This is a genomic window from Salinibacterium amurskyense (genome assembly GCF_002797685.1).
Lineage (GTDB): Bacteria > Actinomycetota > Actinomycetes > Actinomycetales > Microbacteriaceae > Rhodoglobus > Rhodoglobus amurskyensis.
The window spans coordinates 1,405,063-1,422,318 of record NZ_PGFH01000001.1 but is presented as its reverse complement, the minus strand read 5'-3'; the positions used below and the strand labels follow the sequence as shown (position 1 = coordinate 1,422,318).

18 protein-coding genes are annotated in these 17,256 nt (G+C 60.4%); 4 read left to right on the top strand and 14 right to left on the bottom strand.

Annotated features, from left to right (window positions below; all coding sequences use genetic code 11):
- Positions 1–87 precede the first annotated feature (87 nt).
- From leuA to hrcA, 9 genes are all read right to left on the bottom strand, one after another.
- Entirely contained in the window at positions 88–1,866 is a 1,779-nt protein-coding gene (gene leuA, locus CLV85_RS06800) for a 2-isopropylmalate synthase (RefSeq protein ID WP_100388798.1), read from the bottom strand.
- 219 nt (positions 1,867–2,085) lie between these two features.
- Positions 2,086–2,985, bottom strand: a complete 900-nt coding sequence (era, locus tag CLV85_RS06795) for a GTPase Era (protein ID WP_100388797.1) — start codon at positions 2,983–2,985, stop codon at positions 2,086–2,088.
- On the bottom strand, positions 2,982–4,292 hold the full coding sequence (locus CLV85_RS06790) for a hemolysin family protein (protein ID WP_100388796.1): 1,311 nt from the start codon (positions 4,290–4,292) through the stop codon (positions 2,982–2,984). The genes era and CLV85_RS06790 overlap by 4 nt, the downstream gene beginning before the upstream one ends.
- 9 nt (positions 4,293–4,301) lie before the next feature.
- Entirely contained in the window at positions 4,302–4,760 is a 459-nt protein-coding gene (gene ybeY / locus CLV85_RS06785) for an rRNA maturation RNase YbeY (RefSeq protein WP_100388795.1), read from the bottom strand.
- 1 nt (position 4,761) lies between these two features.
- A complete protein-coding gene (locus CLV85_RS06780; RefSeq protein ID WP_100388794.1) occupies positions 4,762–5,811 on the bottom strand; it encodes a PhoH family protein in 1,050 nt (349 codons plus the stop codon).
- A complete protein-coding gene (locus tag CLV85_RS06775; RefSeq protein ID WP_100388793.1) occupies positions 5,801–6,151 on the bottom strand; it encodes a histidine triad nucleotide-binding protein in 351 nt (116 codons plus the stop codon). Before CLV85_RS06775 ends, CLV85_RS06780 begins: the two co-directional genes overlap by 11 nt.
- Positions 6,152–6,168: 17 nt before the next feature.
- Positions 6,169–6,900: a 16S rRNA (uracil(1498)-N(3))-methyltransferase gene (locus CLV85_RS06770; protein WP_100388792.1), complete on the bottom strand. Its 732-nt coding sequence runs from the start codon at positions 6,898–6,900 to the stop codon at positions 6,169–6,171.
- A 6-nt stretch (positions 6,901–6,906) separates the two neighbouring features.
- A complete protein-coding gene (gene dnaJ, locus CLV85_RS06765; protein WP_100388791.1) occupies positions 6,907–8,007 on the bottom strand; it encodes a molecular chaperone DnaJ in 1,101 nt (366 codons plus the stop codon).
- A gap of 23 nt (positions 8,008–8,030) precedes the next feature.
- Complete coding sequence (gene hrcA, locus CLV85_RS06760) at positions 8,031–9,053, bottom strand: heat-inducible transcriptional repressor HrcA (RefSeq protein ID WP_100388790.1); 1,023 nt, start codon at positions 9,051–9,053, stop codon at positions 8,031–8,033.
- Between the two features lie 211 nt (positions 9,054–9,264).
- On the opposite strand from hrcA, the gene CLV85_RS06755 reads away from it, so the two are divergent.
- Both CLV85_RS06755 and CLV85_RS06750 read left to right on the top strand, forming a co-directional pair.
- Complete coding sequence (locus tag CLV85_RS06755; RefSeq protein WP_100388789.1) at positions 9,265–9,663, top strand: DUF4870 domain-containing protein; 399 nt, start codon at positions 9,265–9,267, stop codon at positions 9,661–9,663.
- Positions 9,664–9,754: 91 nt separating this feature from the next.
- A complete protein-coding gene (locus CLV85_RS06750) occupies positions 9,755–10,129 on the top strand; it encodes a DUF4870 domain-containing protein (RefSeq protein WP_229820268.1) in 375 nt (124 codons plus the stop codon).
- A 32-nt stretch (positions 10,130–10,161) separates the two neighbouring features.
- Here the strand turns inward: CLV85_RS06750 and hemW are convergent, their stop codons facing one another.
- Entirely contained in the window at positions 10,162–11,412 is a 1,251-nt protein-coding gene (gene hemW, locus CLV85_RS06745; protein WP_100388788.1) for a radical SAM family heme chaperone HemW, read from the bottom strand.
- 104 nt (positions 11,413–11,516) lie between these two features.
- Between hemW and CLV85_RS06740 the strand changes: the two genes are divergently transcribed.
- A complete protein-coding gene (locus CLV85_RS06740) occupies positions 11,517–12,188 on the top strand; it encodes an HAD family hydrolase (protein ID WP_229820480.1) in 672 nt (223 codons plus the stop codon).
- Between the two features lie 42 nt (positions 12,189–12,230).
- Here CLV85_RS06740 and CLV85_RS06735 read toward each other — a convergent pair whose 3' ends face one another.
- The 3 genes from CLV85_RS06735 to CLV85_RS13485 all read right to left on the bottom strand — a co-directional run bounded on the left by CLV85_RS06735 (position 12,231) and on the right by CLV85_RS13485 (position 15,350).
- Positions 12,231–12,827 carry a DUF1990 domain-containing protein gene (locus tag CLV85_RS06735; protein WP_100388786.1) on the bottom strand — a complete coding sequence of 199 codons (597 nt, stop codon included), beginning with the start codon at positions 12,825–12,827 and terminating at the stop codon, positions 12,231–12,233.
- 4 nt (positions 12,828–12,831) lie between these two features.
- Entirely contained in the window at positions 12,832–14,700 is a 1,869-nt protein-coding gene (gene lepA, locus CLV85_RS06730; RefSeq protein ID WP_100388785.1) for a translation elongation factor 4, read from the bottom strand.
- A gap of 110 nt (positions 14,701–14,810) precedes the next feature.
- On the bottom strand, positions 14,811–15,350 hold the full coding sequence (locus CLV85_RS13485) for a DUF4190 domain-containing protein (RefSeq protein ID WP_205030340.1): 540 nt from the start codon (positions 15,348–15,350) through the stop codon (positions 14,811–14,813).
- A gap of 480 nt (positions 15,351–15,830) precedes the next feature.
- On the opposite strand from CLV85_RS13485, the gene rpsT reads away from it, so the two are divergent.
- Positions 15,831–16,091: a 30S ribosomal protein S20 gene (rpsT, locus tag CLV85_RS06720; RefSeq protein WP_100388784.1), complete on the top strand. Its 261-nt coding sequence runs from the start codon at positions 15,831–15,833 to the stop codon at positions 16,089–16,091.
- 113 nt (positions 16,092–16,204) lie between these two features.
- Here rpsT and holA read toward each other — a convergent pair whose 3' ends face one another.
- Positions 16,205–17,233, bottom strand: a complete 1,029-nt coding sequence (gene holA / locus CLV85_RS06715; RefSeq protein WP_100388783.1) for a DNA polymerase III subunit delta — start codon at positions 17,231–17,233, stop codon at positions 16,205–16,207.
- Positions 17,234–17,256: the final 23 nt, after the last annotated feature.

Below are 17,256 nucleotides of genomic sequence, written 5' to 3'. Positions count from 1 at the left end.
CGGCCCGCTCCGTCGCCCTCGCGGTCACCGCCGTTAACGAGCACATGCCCCACAGCTCTCGCTGCGGGGCATGTGCGAAATCGAGAACTAGCCAGCGACCAGCTCAGATTCAGGAGCATTCTGCGAAGCGCGTACCCAGCGGTTGACCGCTGACACGATCGCCTTGAGGGATGCCCGCGAAATGTCACCATCGATGCCGACGCCCCACAGGCGCTGGCCGTTGATGTCGAGCTCGACGTAGGCGGCAGCCTGGGCATTGCTGCCCTCGCTCATGGTGTGCTCAACGTAGTCATAGAGCTTGACGCCGATGCCTTGACCCTGTGCGGACAGCATGCCGAGGAATGCATCGATCGGGCCGTTACCGACGTGCTGGGCTTCCAGTTCGGCGTCGTCTACTCGCAGGCGCGCTTCGAGGCTAACCTCGCCATCGTTCGCGCTTGTCGTACGAGTAGAAAGCAGCTCGTAGCGGCCCCACTTTTGTTCGGCGTGCTCGGCGGATGCTGGCAGGTATTCGTCTTGGAAGGCCGTCCAGATCTGCTCGCTCGAAACTTCGCCACCCTCGGCATCCGTCTTCGACTGAACAACACCGCTGAACTCGATCTGCAGCTTGCGAGGCAGGTCGAGGCTGTGGTCGGTCTTGAGCAGGTAGGCGACGCCGCCCTTGCCGGACTGCGAGTTCACACGTACGACTGCTTCGTAGCCGCGGCCAACGTCCTTGGGGTCGATCGGCAGGTACGGAACAGCCCAGACCAGATCGTTGACGTGCTTGCCTTCGCGTTCGGCCTGAGCCGCCATGGACTCGAAGCCCTTCTTGATCGCATCCTGGTGCGATCCGCTGAAGGCGGTGTAGACGAGGTCACCAGCCCAAGGGCTGCGCTCGTGCACCTTCAGCTGGTTGCAGTGCTCAGCCGTGCGACGGATCTCGTCTAGGTCGCTGAAATCGATCTGCGGGTCGATGCCCTGCGTGAAGAGGTTGAGGCCCAGAGCAACGAGGTCGACGTTTCCGGTGCGCTCACCGTTTCCGAACAGGCAACCTTCGATGCGGTCGGCACCGGCCATGTAGCCCAGCTCCGCCGCCGCGATTCCGGTTCCCCGGTCATTGTGCGGGTGCAGCGAAATGATGACGCTTTCACGGTGGTTCACGTTGCGCGACATCCACTCGATCGAGTCGGCATACACGTTGGGGGTAGCCATTTCGACGGTGGCGGGCAGGTTCAGGATGACCTTGCGCTCCGGCGTGGGCTGGAAGACTTCGAGCACCTGGTTGCAGATATCAACCGCGAACTCGAGCTCGGTACCGGTGTAGCTTTCCGGCGAGTACTCGTAGTAAACGTCGGTCTCCGGGACCATCGCCTCGGAAGCTTTACAGATGCGAGCACCGTTGAGGGCAATATCGATGATGCCTTGCTTATCTTTGCGGAACACGACATCGCGCTGCAGAACGCTCGTGGAGTTGTAGAGGTGAACGATTGCCTGCTTGGCACCCTTGATCGATTCGTAGGTGCGCACGATCAGTTCTTCGCGAGCCTGCGTCAGCACCTGAATGGTGACGTCATCCGGAATCGCGTTCGTTTCAATCAGCGAGCGAACAAAGTCAAAGTCAGTTTGGCTGGCCGAGGGGAACCCAACCTCGATCTCCTTGTAGCCCATCTTCACAAGCAGATCGAACATGATCCGCTTGCGTTCGGGGCTCATGGGGTCGATGAGCGCTTGGTTGCCATCGCGCAAGTCAACGGCACACCAGCGGGGTGCCTCGGTGATGCGCTTCGAAGGCCACGTACGGTCCGGCAGATCGACAGAAATGATCTCGTGAAACGGACGGTACTTGTGAACCGGCATCGATGATGCGGACTGATTGTTTTTCATGTGAAGCTCCTGCTGTTCTCAAGGCCTTATGGGCCACTCGCAACGAATCTGGTCAGCCAATGACAAACCCCGCGACGAGTGAGGCCTGGGTTAGGACTCGTCGCGGCAGCTAAGGAGGAGCAGACCGAAGAACACAATTTCACCCTAGCACTGCGGGCGCCGCCCTGCAGGACTGGTTCTCCAACTGTTACCGCGCTGCAGCGATGCGGCAATAAAAGTTTAGAAACCGAGGCGACCGAGTTGCTTGGAGTCGCGTTGCCATTCCTTGGCGACCTTCACGCGAAGCGAGAGGAAGATTTGCTTGCCGACGAGCTTCTCGATCTCAGCGCGGGCGCGAGCTCCGACATCCTGCAGTCGCTCCCCGCCCTTACCGATGATGATGCCCTTTTGGCTGTCGCGCTCGACGAAGATATTCGCGAACACTTCGAGAAGGTTCTTGTCGTCGCGCTCGATCATGTCGTCGATCGTGACGGCGATCGAGTGCGGAAGTTCATCCATAACGCCCTCAAGCGCGGCCTCACGAATGAGTTCTGCCACCCGCGACTCTGTCGACTCATCGGTGACGGCGTCATCCGGGTAAAGCGCGTGCGAGACCGGCATGAGCTTCACAAGTTCAGTCGAGAGAATGTCGAGCTGGATGTCGTCGAACGACGAGATCGGAATGATTTCGTCCCAGTCGCGCAGTTCTGCCACGGCCTTGAGCTGCTCTGCGACGCCGGGACGCGACGAAGCATCGATCTTGGTGACGATGGCGACCTTCTTGGCACGCGGGAAGGCATCCAGCTGCTCGTTGATGTAGCGGTCGCCGGGACCGATCTTCTCGTTTGCCGGGATGCACAGGCCGATGACGTCGACTTCACCGAGAGTGTCTTGCACGATCGAGTTCAGGCGCTCCCCCAGTAGAGTGCGCGGGCGGTGCATGCCCGGAGTATCCACGATGATGAGTTGGCCGTCTTTGCGGTGCACGAGACCACGGATGGCGCGGCGAGTGGTTTGAGGCTTCGACGACGTTATCGCGACCTTCTCACCTACGAGCGCGTTGGTCAGCGTGGACTTGCCCACGTTGGGTCGACCTACAAAGGTCACGAATCCTGCTCTGAATTCACTGGTGTCGGTCACTGTGATTCACCGTTCTCTCGTTCATTCGGGCGTGAGTCGTGCTGGTTGGTGAAGGTGGGGTCGACTGACACCAGCACAGTGCTGATGCGTTTGCGACGGCCTTCGGTACGTTCTGCCGTGAGAACGAGGCCTGAGTAGTGCGCGACTGCGCCACTTTCGGGCAGTCGTCCCAGGGTCTTCATGATCAAACCACCGACGGAGTCGACCTCGTCATCATCGAGCTCGAGACCGAACAGGTCTCCCAGTTCGTCGATCGGGAGACGGGCGCTCACGCGGAACGATCCATCTTCCAGCTGTTCGAATTCGGCAACTTCACGGTCGTACTCATCGGAAATATCTCCGACGAGCTCTTCGATGAGGTCCTCAAGCGAGACTAGCCCGGCGATGCCGCCATATTCATCGACAACCATCGCCAAGTGGTTCGATTCGAGCTGCATCTGGCGCAGCAGGCTGTCGGCGCGCTGCGATTCCGGTACGAAGAGTGCGGGGCGAGCGAGTGCTTGAGTGGTGAGCTTGTCTGCTTCGGCCGGCTGCTCGTAGACGACTCGCGCGATGTCGCGCAGGTACAGCACGCCCATCACTTGGTCGATGTCGTCGCCAATCACGGGAACCCGGGAGACTCCGCGGCTCAAGAAGAGACCCATCGCGGCGCTGGCCGTGACATCCGCTTCAACCGTCACCATGTCGGTGCGCGGGATCATCACTTCTCGCACCACGGTGCTGTTGAAGTCGAAGATGGAGTGGATGAGGTCGCGGTCGTCTTGATCGAGAACTTCGTGCTCGGTGGCTTCATCCACCATGCTGAGCAACTGTTCTTCGCTCGAGAACGTTGCCGTGCGCGGACGGCCGGGGGTGACGCGGTTGCCGATGGCGACGAGTGCATCCGCAATCGGGCCGAGGATGACGCGGATGCCGCGAACGAACCGAGCCGAGAGCTGCAACACCTTGCGAGAGTGGGCACGCCCGACGCTGCGAGGGCTGGAGCCGACGAGCACGAACGATGCCCCGGTCATGATGAGCGCGCTCAACAGCAGCACGAGCCACCACTGCTCAAAGACGGAGGCGAAGACGAGCGTAACGAGCACGGCCGCGGTCGTTTCCACGACGATTCGCATGAAGTTGAGCGCATTGATATGCGCGCCCGTGTCTTGCGAAATGGCCAAGATCGACTTGTGGGCACGACTGCGCCCCGCCAATTCGACGAGGTCGCTGCGACTCAACACTGTCAGCGCAGAGTCAGCAGCGGCGAGCAGACCACCGAGCGATACCAGCAGGATCGCTACGGTGATGAAAATACCGATCAGCACAACCGACTACTAACTTCGTTCTGCCAGGGCGAACCCCAACAGAATTTCGCGCTGGAGGCCAAACATCTCTTTTTCCTCGTCGGGTTCGGCGTGGTCGAAGCCGAGCAAGTGCAGCAGACCGTGAGTGGTCAGCAAAAGCATTTCTTCCAGCGGAGTGTGGCCCGCGGTCTCGGCCTGCGAGATCGCAACTTGCGGGCACACGACGATGTCGCCGAGCAAGCCGGCGGGCGTCTGGCGGTCTTCAGTTCCGGGGCGAAGTTCGTCCATCGGAAAGCTCAAGACATCTGTGGGACCCGGCTCGTCCATCCACTGCACGTGAAGCTGCTCCATGGCGGCCTCGTCGACAAAGACGATGCCCAGTTCGGCATCCGGATGCACGTGAAGCTGGTCAAGGGCGAAAGTGCAGAGTCGCTGGAAGGCGTGCTCGTCTACCTCGACGGCCGATTCGTTGTTGATTTCGATCGACACGTTAGCGCCCCTCGTGATTGCGGCTGCGCTTGGGCGGCCGGTTGTTGCGGTTGTATTCGTCACGCTGCTTTTCGGCGTCGTAGGTGGTGTACGCATCCACGATTTGACCCACGAGGCTGTGGCGAACGACGTCCGCACTCGACAGCTCTGCGAAGTGGATGTCGTCGATGTCCCGCAGAACATTCGAGACGAGCTTGAGCCCGCTCGCCCCCTCAGGAAGGTCGACCTGCGTGATGTCACCGGTGATGACCATCTGCGAATCGAAGCCGAGACGGGTCAGGAACATCTTCATCTGCTCGGGTGTGGTGTTCTGAGCTTCGTCAAGAACCACGAACGAGTTGTTGAGAGTACGACCGCGCATATAGGCGAGCGGTGCGACCTCGACGGTGCCGGCGGCGAGAAGCTTGGGCACGAGATCGGGATCCATCATGTCGTTGAGGGCATCGTAGAGCGGGCGCAGGTAGGGGTCGATCTTGTCGGTGAGCGATCCCGGCAAGAATCCGAGACGCTCCCCCGCTTCGATCGCTGGGCGGCTCAGAATGATGCGCTCAACCTCTTTGCGCTGCAAAGCCTGCACGGCTTTCGCCATCGCCAAGTAGGTTTTTCCCGTTCCGGCCGGGCCGATGCCGAACACGATGGTGTTGTTGTCCATCGCATCGACGTATTGCGCCTGACCGAGAGTCTTGGCACGAATTGCTTTGCCCCGCGCCGTAAGGATGGTTTGCCCGAGCAACTGTTGAGGGCTGCCCTGGTTGCCGCGCAGAATTTTTGCCGACGCATCGACCTCGATCTCGCCGAGGTCGTGGCCGTCGCGCACCATCGTGACGAGTTCGTCGACAAGTTCCTTAGCGGATTCAACCGACGACTCATCGCCCGTCAGGGTGATTTCGTTACCGCGAACGTGCATTTCAACGTTCGGGAATTTGCTTTCGACGACCTTGAGAAGTCGATCGTGAGGGCCAAGAAGTCGCACCATGGCGACACCGTCTACTTCAATCGAGACGCTCTCGCGCTCTGTCGAACCTGCGGACTCGGAGTCACTAGTGACCAAGGGTGCCTTCCTCGAGGTTTCCGCCGAGCACATGAGCATGCACGTGGAAAACAGTTTGACCAGCGTTTTCGCCAGTGTTAAAGATCAGTCTGTACTGCCCGCCTGCATATTCGTCGGCAAGCGATTGGGCGACCGAGACAAGTTCAGCCAGTAGCGCCGGGTTGCCTGCGGCAAGCTCCGTAACGTTGGCGAACTCTTCGGTTTTAGGCACAACGAGCAAGTGCACGGGTGCTTGAGGCGCGATGTCGCGAAACGCGATTACCGCGTCTGACTCGAAGACGATATCCGCGGGAATCTCGCGAGCGATGATCTTCGTAAAGATCGATGGGGAATCAGACATGTCTCTAGCCTAAACCTCTAGCTCCAACGGCCAAGCTTGACGTTCAACGCTGCCAAGGCCGCCGGGCCCGCAGTCGACGTGCGCAACACTTCACTGCCCAGTCGGATCGTGGATGCTCCCGCCGCCGTCAAGAGATCGAGCTCGTGATCCGCAACTCCGCCCTCCGGACCCACCACGAGCAGGATGTCACGGTCGTCGACTTCGAGTTCGGCCAAGGTTTCCGTTGCCGTGGGCTCGAGCACGAGCATCCGCGTCGTGGAAGCGAAAGTCGCCAATTGCTTCGTGGTCACCAGATCGAGGACGTCGGGGATCCAGCTGCGCAGCGACTGCTTGCTCGCTTCGCGAACGATTGCTGCCCAGCGATCGCGGCCCTTGGCAACTTTCGCGCCTTGCCAGCGCGAAATACTGCGCGCCGCCGACCACGGGATGACGCCGTCGACACCGAGTTCGGTGGCGACCTGAACCGCAAGTTCGTCGCGATCGGCTTTGGCGAGGGCCTGAGCCAAGAAGACGGCCGGGGTTCGCCGCGGCGACTGCTGAACATCCGCTACTTCGATGGTGAGCTCGGTGTGTTCCGCCGTGACGATAGGACCAGAAACGATCAGGCCAGCACCGTTACCGATCGCGATCGTCTCGCCCACTTTCAGGCGCGAAACCGTGACAGCGTGGCGCGCTTCGGCGTTGCCCAAGGAAACCGAGGCGCCAACGCCGACGTCGCCGAGTTCTTCATCGATATAGAGATGTGCCATGAGTGCCTACAGGAAACGGTCGCGAAGCTTCGCGAACAGCCCCTGCTGGAACTCGGCAAAATGCGGCTGCTTGCTCTTGCGCACGGCGGCGAGCTGCTTCATGAGGGTCTGTTCTGCACCGCTAAGCTTCGTCGGCGTGACGACCTGGATGCCGAGGCGCAGATCACCGCGGCCGTTGCCACGCAGGCTCGTAATTCCGCGATCGCGAATCGTGAGCACTTCACCGCTCTGGGTACCGGGCTTGATGACCACTTCAATTTCTCCGTCGAGGCCATCGAGCTTCACTGTTGTGCCCAAGATTGCGTCGATCATTTCGACCTCAACGGTGGCCAGTAGATCGTCATCGGCACGGCTGAAGATGTCGTGGTGGCGCACCTTGATCTCGAGGAACAGGTCGCCATTGGGGCCGCCCGCGGGACCAACCTCGCCCTGGCCGGGCATCTGCAGACGCAGCCCCGTCTCAACGCCGGCCGGGATGTCGACCGAGAGAGTGCGCTGCGCACGAACTCGACCCTGACCTGCACACGTAGCGCAGGGGTTCACGATGATGTTGCCGTAACCGCGGCACGTGCCACAGGGGCTCGACGTCATGACGTTGCCGAGGAGGCTTCGCACCTGGCGCTGGATCTGGCCGCTGCCCTGACAAATGTCGCAACGAACGGGCGAGCTGCCGGGGGCAGCACAACTGCCCTCACACGTCTCACAGAGTTCTGCAGTGTTGACCTCGATGTCGCGAGTGACACCGAACATCGTGTCTTTGAGGCTCACCTCGATACGCAGCAGCGCATCCTGACCCCGCTCGCGGCGTGACCGCGGACCAGCGGTCTGACCGCCACCCCCACCGCCGAAGAACGTCTCGAAGATGTCGCCGAAACCGAAGTTGGCACCGCCGCCGAAGCCGCCGCTGCCGCCCATGTCGTATTGCTGACGCTGTTGCGGATCGCTCAGCACGTCATAGGCATGAGTGACTGTCTTGAAGCGCTCAGACGCATCCGCGCTGGGATTGACGTCGGGGTGCAACTCGCGTGCGAGCTTGCGGTACGCCTTCTTGATTTCCTCCGGGGTCGCTTCGCGCGCAACGCCGAGGGCTTCGTAGTGATCTGCCAAAGTTCCGATTGCTCCTTACGAGCTCAGTTGTCTTCCAAAAGTCGCGAGAGGTATCGCGCCACTGCGCGAACCGCCGCCATGTTGTTCGAATAGTCCATGCGCGTGGGGCCAAGCACGCCCAAGCGCGAAACACCGCCGCCGGATGAGGAATACCCGCCCGTGACGACCGATGTCTCTTCTAACCCAAATTCTGCGTTCTCTCGCCCGATGCGAGTTGAAACTGATCCATTTGCTACTTCCATCTCCCCAAAGAGGCGCAACAACGTTACTTGCTCTTCTATTGCCTCAAGCACAGGAAAGATGCTTCCGGTGAAATCTTGCTCGGTGCGAGCGAGGTTTGCGGTGCCGGCGAGAACGAGCTTGTCGGCACGGTTGGCCAGCACCTGCTCGATCAAACTTGTAGCAATTTGGCCGACGAATGCCTGTCTTTCTGCGGGAAAAATCTGCGCAAAACTTGCGAGTCGATCGGCCGCTTCGGGCAGAGATTGCCCAGTGAGAGCAGAATTCAGCTTGGCGCGAACCTCACCCAAGAACGCCTCGTCCACGGGGTCAGAGACGTCGATGAGGCGCTGCTCGACTCGACCAGAGTCGGTAATGAACACCGTCATGATGCGTGTGGCATGCAACGGAACAAGTTCCACATGCCGCACGCGAGCGGTCGCCAGCGAGGGGTACTGCACGAGCGCCACACTGTTGGTCAGTTGCGACAGCAGGCGAACCGAGCGCGCAAGGACGTCATCCAAGTCGTCGGCCTGGCCGAGGAACGACTCGATGGCTTGACGCTGAGCGCTCGTCAGCGGGCGCAGGTCGGCCAACTGGTCTACAAACATGCGGTAGCCCTTGTCGGTCGGCACACGCCCCGATGACGTGTGTGGCGCCGTGATGAGCTCTTCGTCTTCAAGCAAGACCATGTCGTTGCGAATCGTTGCTGCGGACACCCCGAAGGAATGTCGCTCAACGATTGACTTAGATCCGACAGGCTCGCGCGTAGCAACGTAGTCCTGCACAATGACTCGAAGCACGTCAAGTCCGCGGGCGGAAACCATTCCACCACCCACCTCTCTTGATTGGCACTCAATCCGTTCGACTGCCAATCTTACTCGACACACCACGACACAGCCGTTGCACCGCGCGAGTCATAGCGCTAGCGTGTCTGTGTACTTGAGCGCTACCTTTTTGTGGAAATGCTCAGGTGTGACACCGAGCACTTTGATGAAACCCGGGAAGTTCCCTCGTTCACCTGAAAGGCACGAACACATGACTGACGCAAATCCGCAGCCCGCAGCACCGCAGCCGGCAGCTCAACTGACCGAGGCTGAGGACAAGCAGTGGGCATCATTCGCTCACCTTGGTGGAATCCTGAGCTTCCTGCCCTCGCTGATTATCTGGTTGGTCTTCAAGGAGCGCGGGGCGTTCACCAACACCGAAGCGAAGGAAGCCCTGAACTTCCAGATCACACTAACGATTGCGCACATCGCGCTTGCAATCCTCGGTTCGATCTTGACGGCAGCCACCTTCGGTATCTTTGGCATCATCCAAGGCCTGCTCTGGTTCGCGCTCGTCGCTGTCGCAATCATCTTCTCGATTATCGGCTTCACGAAGGCCAAAGAGGGCAACCATTACCGTTACCCCTTCGCTTTGCGCCTCATCAAGTAATTCCCGCTATCGACTAGCTCGATAGCTGCTAGCCCTGAGAGCTTCTGCTCTCAGGGCTACTTTTTTGCCCAACTAGCGCTTTAATGGAGGCATGTCAGATTCCACACCTCCCCCCGCCTCGCCGTACGCGCCGATCCAACCGATGAGTCCGAGCGACGAGAAGCTCTGGGCAACGTTGATCCACATTGGCGGAATCTTCTTCTCGTTCATCCCCGCACTCGTGGGCTACCTCGTGCTGAAAGACCGCGGTCCTTTCGTTCAGGCTCACACGCGCACTGCGTTGAATTTCCAGATCACGATGACCATCGCGATGTTCGTTGGCGGTCTGCTTACTATCGCCGGCATTGGATTTCTCATCATCCTTGCAGCGGGAATCGTCATTCTCATCTTCAGCATCATTGCCGCCGTCGCCGCTAACAACGGTCAGGCGTACAAGTACCCGTTGACCATCGAATTCATCAAGTAGCTCGAACTTTCGCCGTAGCGCGAATTCTCGCTCTAAATAGGGGCGTCTGCTAGCAATCGCCGCACGACGGCATCCGCGAGCAGGCGCCCTTTAAGCGTGAGGGTGAGAGTTCCCTTGAACGCCGCGGGAGCATCCACCAGTTCATCGGCAATGAGCCCGGCGACTGCCGTGCGACCTTCAGCATCGAGCGTTGCCGTTTTCAAACCGCCGCGAACACGCGCCCGCAGAAGTACATGCTCAAGATATTTGCTGGAGTCCGCGAGTGTTTCGCGCCCGGCTCCCGGGGAATGGCCAGCGGCGATTCGATCAGCGTAGGCGGCCGGATGCTTGACGTTCCACCAACGAACGCCTCCGACGTGACTGTGAGCCCCCGGGCCAACACCCCACCAGTCGTTGCCTAGCCAGTAGCCAAGATTATGACGGCTTGCGTGGCTGACGGCAGGGTCTTCGTCGTGCTTCGCCCAGTTGCTGACCTCGTACCAGTCGTAGCCCGCCGCTGCGAGTTTCTTATCGGCCAGCTCATACATGTCTGCCTGCAGATCGTCATCCACCGGAGCAACATCGCCGCGTTTAATCTGCGCCGCCAGCTTCGTACCGGTCTCGATAATGAGCGCGTACGCCGAGATATGGTCGGGGTTCTGCGCGATGGCGTGATCGAGCGAGCGCTCCCAATCGGCCAATGACTCCCCCGGCGTGCCGTAGATCAGGTCGACACTGACGTCGAGCTCGACCTCGCGCGCCCACTTCACCACATGCGGAACCTTCTCGGGGTCGTGTGTGCGCTCCAGCGTGGCGAGAACGTGCGGCACCGCCGACTGCATTCCGAAAGACACGCGAGTGAAACCGGCCTCTTTGAGTGCGAGAAGGTAATCGCGGTCGACAGAATCAGGGTTCGCCTCAGTAGTGACTTCGACGTCATCCGTGAAACCCCACGTGTCTCGCGCTGCAGCGAGCATCCGAGTGAGGTCGGTGACAGGGAGCAGCGTGGGCGTACCGCCGCCGAAGAACACCGTTGATGCCTTGCGGGGCGCGACACCAGCGTTCGCGAGCACGATTGCTGCCTGCTCGATCTCTGCGATGGCCTCGTCGGCGTAATCCGCACGCTTAGCTCCGCGCAGTTCTTCACCCGTGTATGTGTTGAAATCACAGTAGCCACAGCGCACGCGACAGAACGGAACGTGAATGTACACACTCCAGTCGCGGTCGTGGGAGCCCACAGCAACGCTGGCAGGCAAGGCGCCGTCGAGAGGAGCAGGATCAGCAATCGGCAACGCACCTGGCACGAACTAATCCCCTTAACAACCGGTGAAGAAAACGTGCCCATTGTCGTAGCGACGGGCACTGGTCAATTGTCGCACCTCTTGCGTGGGAGCATTGATGGGTGACTATGCACATCCTCTGGGACATCGACGGAACGCTCATCCACAACTCGAAAGACGGCGCTGCTGTCTATCTCGAGGCCTTCACCCACGTGACGGGCACAGAGCCGCAGAAGTTCATCACGAACCCGCACGGGCAGACCGAAGGTCAGATTCTTACCGCCCTGCTCGAGCTCAACGGCCACCCTGCGACCATGCTCGACGACGTGCTGGCCGAGTTGGATGCCCGTACCCAGAAGCTGCTCGAGACGGGCTACGTTCGCACAGCAGTTGTCGGCGGCCCCGACGCCTTGCGAGACGCTGGCGGTCGAGGCTGGACGAACGCACTGCTCACCGGAAACGGCCCGCAGCATTCGCGCGTAAAGCTGACCGCTGCGGGTTACGCCGAAGACGACTTCAACTGGACCAACTCGTTCTTTGGAGACCGCTCCCCTGACCGTCATCACCTGACATCGCTCGTCGCTCCCATTCTGGGTGAGCAGCCCAGCGTGATCATCGGTGATACCCCGAACGATGGCCTGGCTGCCGATTCGGCCCGCATCCCGTTTATCGCGGTCGCAACCGGCGCCTACTCCGTTGCTGAGCTGCGCGACACGAGCGCTCTCGTCGTTGTCGAAGACCTAGTCGCCGGTCGTGACGATGTACTCGGCACGATCGCCGAGCTCGCTCAGCGCGGTTAGGCGCGGCCCCAGAAACCATCGCGCTCCGGCGCGGTTAGGCAGCTACTTCTGAGCGGGAATCGCTCCGGCGAGAGCGCGAAGGTAGCGCCCGACCACGATGTACTGGAACACGCGCAGCGCGGGAGACACCAGCATCCACTTGAACGACGCTGGGCGCGAGAACGATCGCACGGTCATCCACACTGAATTGTCGTCACGACGCTCCACCATGAAGGATTCTTCGCCCCGCAGCGGATGACCTTCGAGCGTGCCGTAGGCAAAGCCCGCAACAGTCGGGTCATCAACGACATACACGACGCGCACGGGCTCGTGAGCTGTGAACCGTCCGCTGCCGATGGAGAGCACGATCGTGTCGCCGGGGCGCACGTGCGGATGATCGGCATTGTCGATCGACAGATCAAGATTCTCGCCGTGAGGATCGCGCGGAAGAAGCGTCACGCCGAAACCGCTGCGTCGCTTCACACCCCACGTTAGGATCTGTTCGCGCGCAAAAGCCCACCGTGCTTCACCATGGCCGATTCGAGCGCTACGTTGAACGCGACGAAACCCGGCAGGCGGCAGCACCGTGAAAGTGTTGCCACGCGTGGCACCGACCGCCCCGTACGTGACGGGAGCATTGGGGTAGGTGCGCGCATCCATTCGTCTACTTCTTGTCTTTCCCGGCTTCGACTTCGCCAGAAAGAGCAGCGATGAAGGCAGCCTGAGGAACCTCGACGCGACCAACCATCTTCATACGCTTCTTGCCCTCCTTCTGCTTCTCGAGGAGCTTGCGCTTACGGCTGATGTCACCGCCGTAGCACTTAGCAAGAACGTCTTTACGCATAGCGCGAATCGACTCGCGCGCAATGATGCGAGCACCAATGGCAGCCTGAATCGGCACTTCGAACTGCTGACGCGGAATGAGGGTCTTGAGACGCTCGGTCATGAGCACGCCGTAGGCATAGGCCTTGTCGCGGTGCACAATCGCGCTGAACGCGTCAACAGCCTCGCCCTGCAGCAGGATGTCGACCTTGACGAGGTCTGCCTCTTGGTCACCGCTGGGTTCATAGTCGAGGCTCGCATAGCCCTGCGTACGACTTTTGAGGTGATCGAAGAAGTCGAACACGATCTCACCGAGCGGCATCGTGTAGTGCAGCTCGACGCGGTCAGTACCGACGTATTCCATGCCCTGCATGGTGCCGCGGCGCGATTGGCAGAGCTCCATGACCGTTCCCACGAAGTCTTTCGGGGTCAGAATGGATGCCTTCACCATGGGCTCGGTCACGCTGGCGATCTTGCCGCCGGGGAACTCGCTTGGGTTGGTGACAGTCGTGAGCTTCTTGTCGTCGCCCATGACTTCGTAGATAACCGAGGGGGCGGTGGCGATCATGTCGAGGTTGAACTCGCGCTCGAGTCGCTCGCGCACAATCTCCAAGTGAAGTAGACCCAAGAAGCCACACCGGAAGCCGAAGCCAAGAGCCACAGATGTTTCGGGCTCGTAGACCAGGGCCGCATCCGACAGCTTGAGCTTGTCGAGCGCCTCGCGCAGTACCGGATAGTCGGAGCCGTCGATCGGGTACAAACCCGAGAAGACCATCGGCTTCGGTTCGGAGTAGCCCTTGAGCGCGGTTTCAGCCGGCTTAGCGTGGTTGGTGACCGTGTCGCCGACCTTGCTGAGGCGCACATCCTTCACGCCCGTGATGAGGTAACCCACTTCACCGACGCCAAGGCCCTTCGTCGGAGTCGGCTCGGGAGAGCTCACGCCGATCTCAAGCAGTTCATGAGCCGACTTAGTCGACATCATCATGACCTTCTCGCGAGGCGAGAGCTGACCGTCGACCATACGCACGTAAGTAATAACGCCGCGGTAGGCGTCGTACACCGAGTCAAAAATCATGGCGCGGGCCGGAGCATCCGCGTTACCGACCGGAGCCGGGATGAGGCGCGTAGCCTCGTCAAGAAGTTCGGGAACTCCCATGCCAGTCTTGCCCGAAACGCGCAGCACCGTCGACGGGTCGCAACCGATAAGGCCCGCGATTTCTTCGGCGTACTTGTCGGGGTCTGCCGCCGGCAGGTCGATCTTGTTCAGCACGGGAATGATCGTGAGGTCGTTCTCCATCGCCAAGTACAGGTTGGCGAGAGTTTGAGCCTCGATGCCCTGCGCTGCGTCGACGAGAAGAATCGCGCCCTCGCACGCCGCCAGTGACCGTGAGACCTCATAAGTGAAGTCGACGTGGCCGGGAGTGTCGATCATGTTCAGTGCGTACGACTGTTCCTTACCGTTCTCGTCGGTAAGCGACCACGGCATCCGTACTGCCTGGCTCTTGATTGTGATGCCGCGCTCACGCTCGATATCCATACGGTCGAGGTACTGCGCCCGCATATCGCGGTCGCTAACAACCCCCGTGACCGACAGCATGCGGTCAGCGAGGGTGGACTTGCCATGATCGATATGCGCAATGATGCAAAAGTTGCGGATAAACGCAGGATCGGTCGAAGCAGGCTCAAGTGTGTAAGAGGCGCGAGGAGACATCCGCCCAATTCTCCCATGAAGCCGACGTTCCTGCGCGCACCCGCCCAATACGACAGGCCAAAAGCCTAAAAGGGGCGGATGCGCGGCTAGCCCGCGGGCAGAAAGAGCTGCTAGAACGCTGCGGCTAGGAACACGAATGGCAGCACAGCCAACGCTCCAGCGGCAACGACGAGAACCCATCCGAAGGTTGCAACGCAGGCAAGCACGATTCCCCAAATGGAGAAGCCGCGGCCTGTTGGCTCGTCGCGCAAGCCGAAGACACCGAGAATCACGGCTGCCAACGGCACCACAATGCTCTGAGCGAAGAAGAATGAGGCGATACCCAAACTGAGCGCGAGCACGCTCATGGTGCGGGTCGACGTACGCCGTGGCATGGCGAAACCAGAAAGGTCGGAGGCAGCGGCCTCGGGAGCGGATGCGGCTGAGGCTGCGGTCCCTGATGGGGCACTGGAGCCGCCCATCGGTGTCGTCGAGTCTGCTGCTGGAGCGTCGGCGAACGATGCCCGCTCGTCATCGACGAGCGTGTCCGAGAGAAGCGCAGTCGACGTCGCGCCGGCAGCGGGCATTTCAACCGACGTCGGAGAGTCGGCTGTCGAAGAATCGACCTTCGAAGAGGTAACGGGAGAGGAAGAAGAAGTTGAGGAGGTCATGTATCCAAGGTAGAAAAACCGGTGCGACGCGGGTATCGGGGTAACCCCCGAAAGCGCAGGGGGACGCCCCCTCTGGGCACTAACCGGCCATGTCGTCAGAGACTTTAATGCCGCAGTCAGGCGTGGCGACCAACACACCCAGCTACGGTCACTAGTCTTAACACCGCTGACAGACAGATTCGACAGCCAAGCAAGACCCGAAACCCGCGCAAACCAGTTTGTTCGGCGCTGGGGTCGCCAATTGCTCCGCAATTGATTTAGCTCCACCGGAAAAGCCCGAACAAACACAGTTTGTTCGGCGCTGGGGTCGCCAATTGCTCCGCAATTGATTTAGCTCCACCGCGCTGGTAATGTTGCCTGTTGGCTTATGCATATGGTTCTTTGTCGAACAGTATGCGCATCGCGGCCGGGAATCAGAACACCGATTCTCTTCCACGGCCGCCCACCATCTCTGATCCACAAACAAGAAAGCACACAAACGTGGCAAATATTAAGTCGCAGATCAAGCGCATTGGTACCAACAAGAAGGCTCAAGACCGCAACCGCCAGGTGAAGAGCCAGGTCAAGACCGCGATCCGCGCAACGCGCGAAGCTATCAAGGCTGGCGACAAAGAGACCGCCATCGAGCGCCTCAAGGCAGCATCCAAGTCGCTCGACAAGGCTGCTGGCAAGGGCGTTCTGCACAAGAACCAGGCAGCTAACCGCAAGTCGGCTATGGCCAAGCAGGTTGCAGCTCTCTAAAGCTCTCTGATCGGCACTACGCCGACCACACAAAAGCCCCTACCGTTCGCGGTGAGGGGCTTTTGTCATTGGGTGGCGGCAAGGAGCAACTATCGCTCACTGGCCCCTTCGGGCTAGCGGATGCCGCGAGCTGCAACCACAGAGATCATTCGTTCCAGCGCGAAGACAGGGTCGCGCCCCAAACCTTTTACTTGAGCGTCTGTATCGGCAATGGCCTCGATGGCGGAGCCCAGCCCCGCATCGCTCCAGCCGCGCAAATCTTTCATTGCCCGGTCGGCCTGCCACGGCGCCATGCCGAACATTTTGGCGGCTTGCCCCGACGACATTGACCCCCCGGAAAGTTTCGCCATTGTGCGCAGCTTCGCAGCAAACGCTGCGACGATCGGCACCGGGTCGGCACCGGAGGCAAGAGCGTGACGCAAGAGCACCAGCGCCTCGCCTGAGCGACCGGCAATCGCTGAGTCTGCGACCTTGAAGGCGCTAGTTTCGACTCGGCCCGAGTAGTAACGGGCCACTGTGGCTTCGTTGATCTCATCGGCATCGTCGGCGAGAAGCTGCTGGCACGCGGCGGCGAGCTCTGCGAGGTCTGCGGAGAAAGCGGACACGAGGGTTCGAAGGGCGCCCGGCGTTACACGGCGGCGTTTGGCGGCGAATTCGGCGGAGGCGAAATCGTACTTCTCGGCATCCTTCTTGAGCTCGAGGCACGTGATCTCTATGCCGCCACCCTTACCCGCACGAATCGCGTCAAGCAGTTTTTTGCCGCGCACTCCCCCGGCATGGCGAAGAATGAGATACGTGTCGTCGGCCGGAGCCTCGAGGTACGCGAGGGTTTCGGTGATGAACGCATCGGTGCACTTCTCAACGTTCGTGACGCGAATCATCCGCGGTTCACTAAAGAGCGAGGGGCTCGCGCGGCTGATGAGCTCGCCGGGGCCGTAGTGATCTGCTTCTAAGTCGTTGACTTCAAGGCTGGGGTCTTCGACCTTGAGGGTGTCGCGCAGCATGCGGATAGCGCGGTCCGCAAGAAAGCCTTCCGTGCCGCTGACAAGAACGATGGGCGCGGGGCGCACCTTGTTCCACGCCAATTGCGGGATCGCGACTTTGGACTTCGCCGGCGATCGGGCGGGGGTTCTGGCGGCCACAAGACTCCTCTTTTTGAACTGCA

Excerpts from the sequence above, each read along its gene's own strand:
- leuA (WP_100388798.1), bottom strand. The coding sequence starts at position 1,866 with ATGAAAAACAATCAGTCCGCATCATCGATGCCGGTTCACAAGTACCGT.
- CLV85_RS06775 (WP_100388793.1), bottom strand. The coding sequence starts at position 6,151 with ATGTCTGATTCCCCATCGATCTTTACGAAGATCATCGCTCGCGAGATT.
- CLV85_RS06770 (WP_100388792.1), bottom strand. The coding sequence starts at position 6,900 with ATGGCACATCTCTATATCGATGAAGAACTCGGCGACGTCGGCGTTGGC.
- hrcA (WP_100388790.1), bottom strand. The coding sequence starts at position 9,053 with ATGGTTTCCGCCCGCGGACTTGACGTGCTTCGAGTCATTGTGCAGGAC.
- CLV85_RS06755 (WP_100388789.1), top strand. The coding sequence starts at position 9,265 with ATGACTGACGCAAATCCGCAGCCCGCAGCACCGCAGCCGGCAGCTCAA.
- CLV85_RS06750 (WP_229820268.1), top strand. The coding sequence starts at position 9,755 with ATGTCAGATTCCACACCTCCCCCCGCCTCGCCGTACGCGCCGATCCAA.
- CLV85_RS06740 (WP_229820480.1), top strand. The coding sequence starts at position 11,517 with ATGCACATCCTCTGGGACATCGACGGAACGCTCATCCACAACTCGAAA.
- CLV85_RS06735 (WP_100388786.1), bottom strand. The coding sequence starts at position 12,827 with ATGGATGCGCGCACCTACCCCAATGCTCCCGTCACGTACGGGGCGGTC.
- lepA (WP_100388785.1), bottom strand. The coding sequence starts at position 14,700 with ATGTCTCCTCGCGCCTCTTACACACTTGAGCCTGCTTCGACCGATCCT.
- CLV85_RS13485 (WP_205030340.1), bottom strand. The coding sequence starts at position 15,350 with ATGACCTCCTCAACTTCTTCTTCCTCTCCCGTTACCTCTTCGAAGGTC.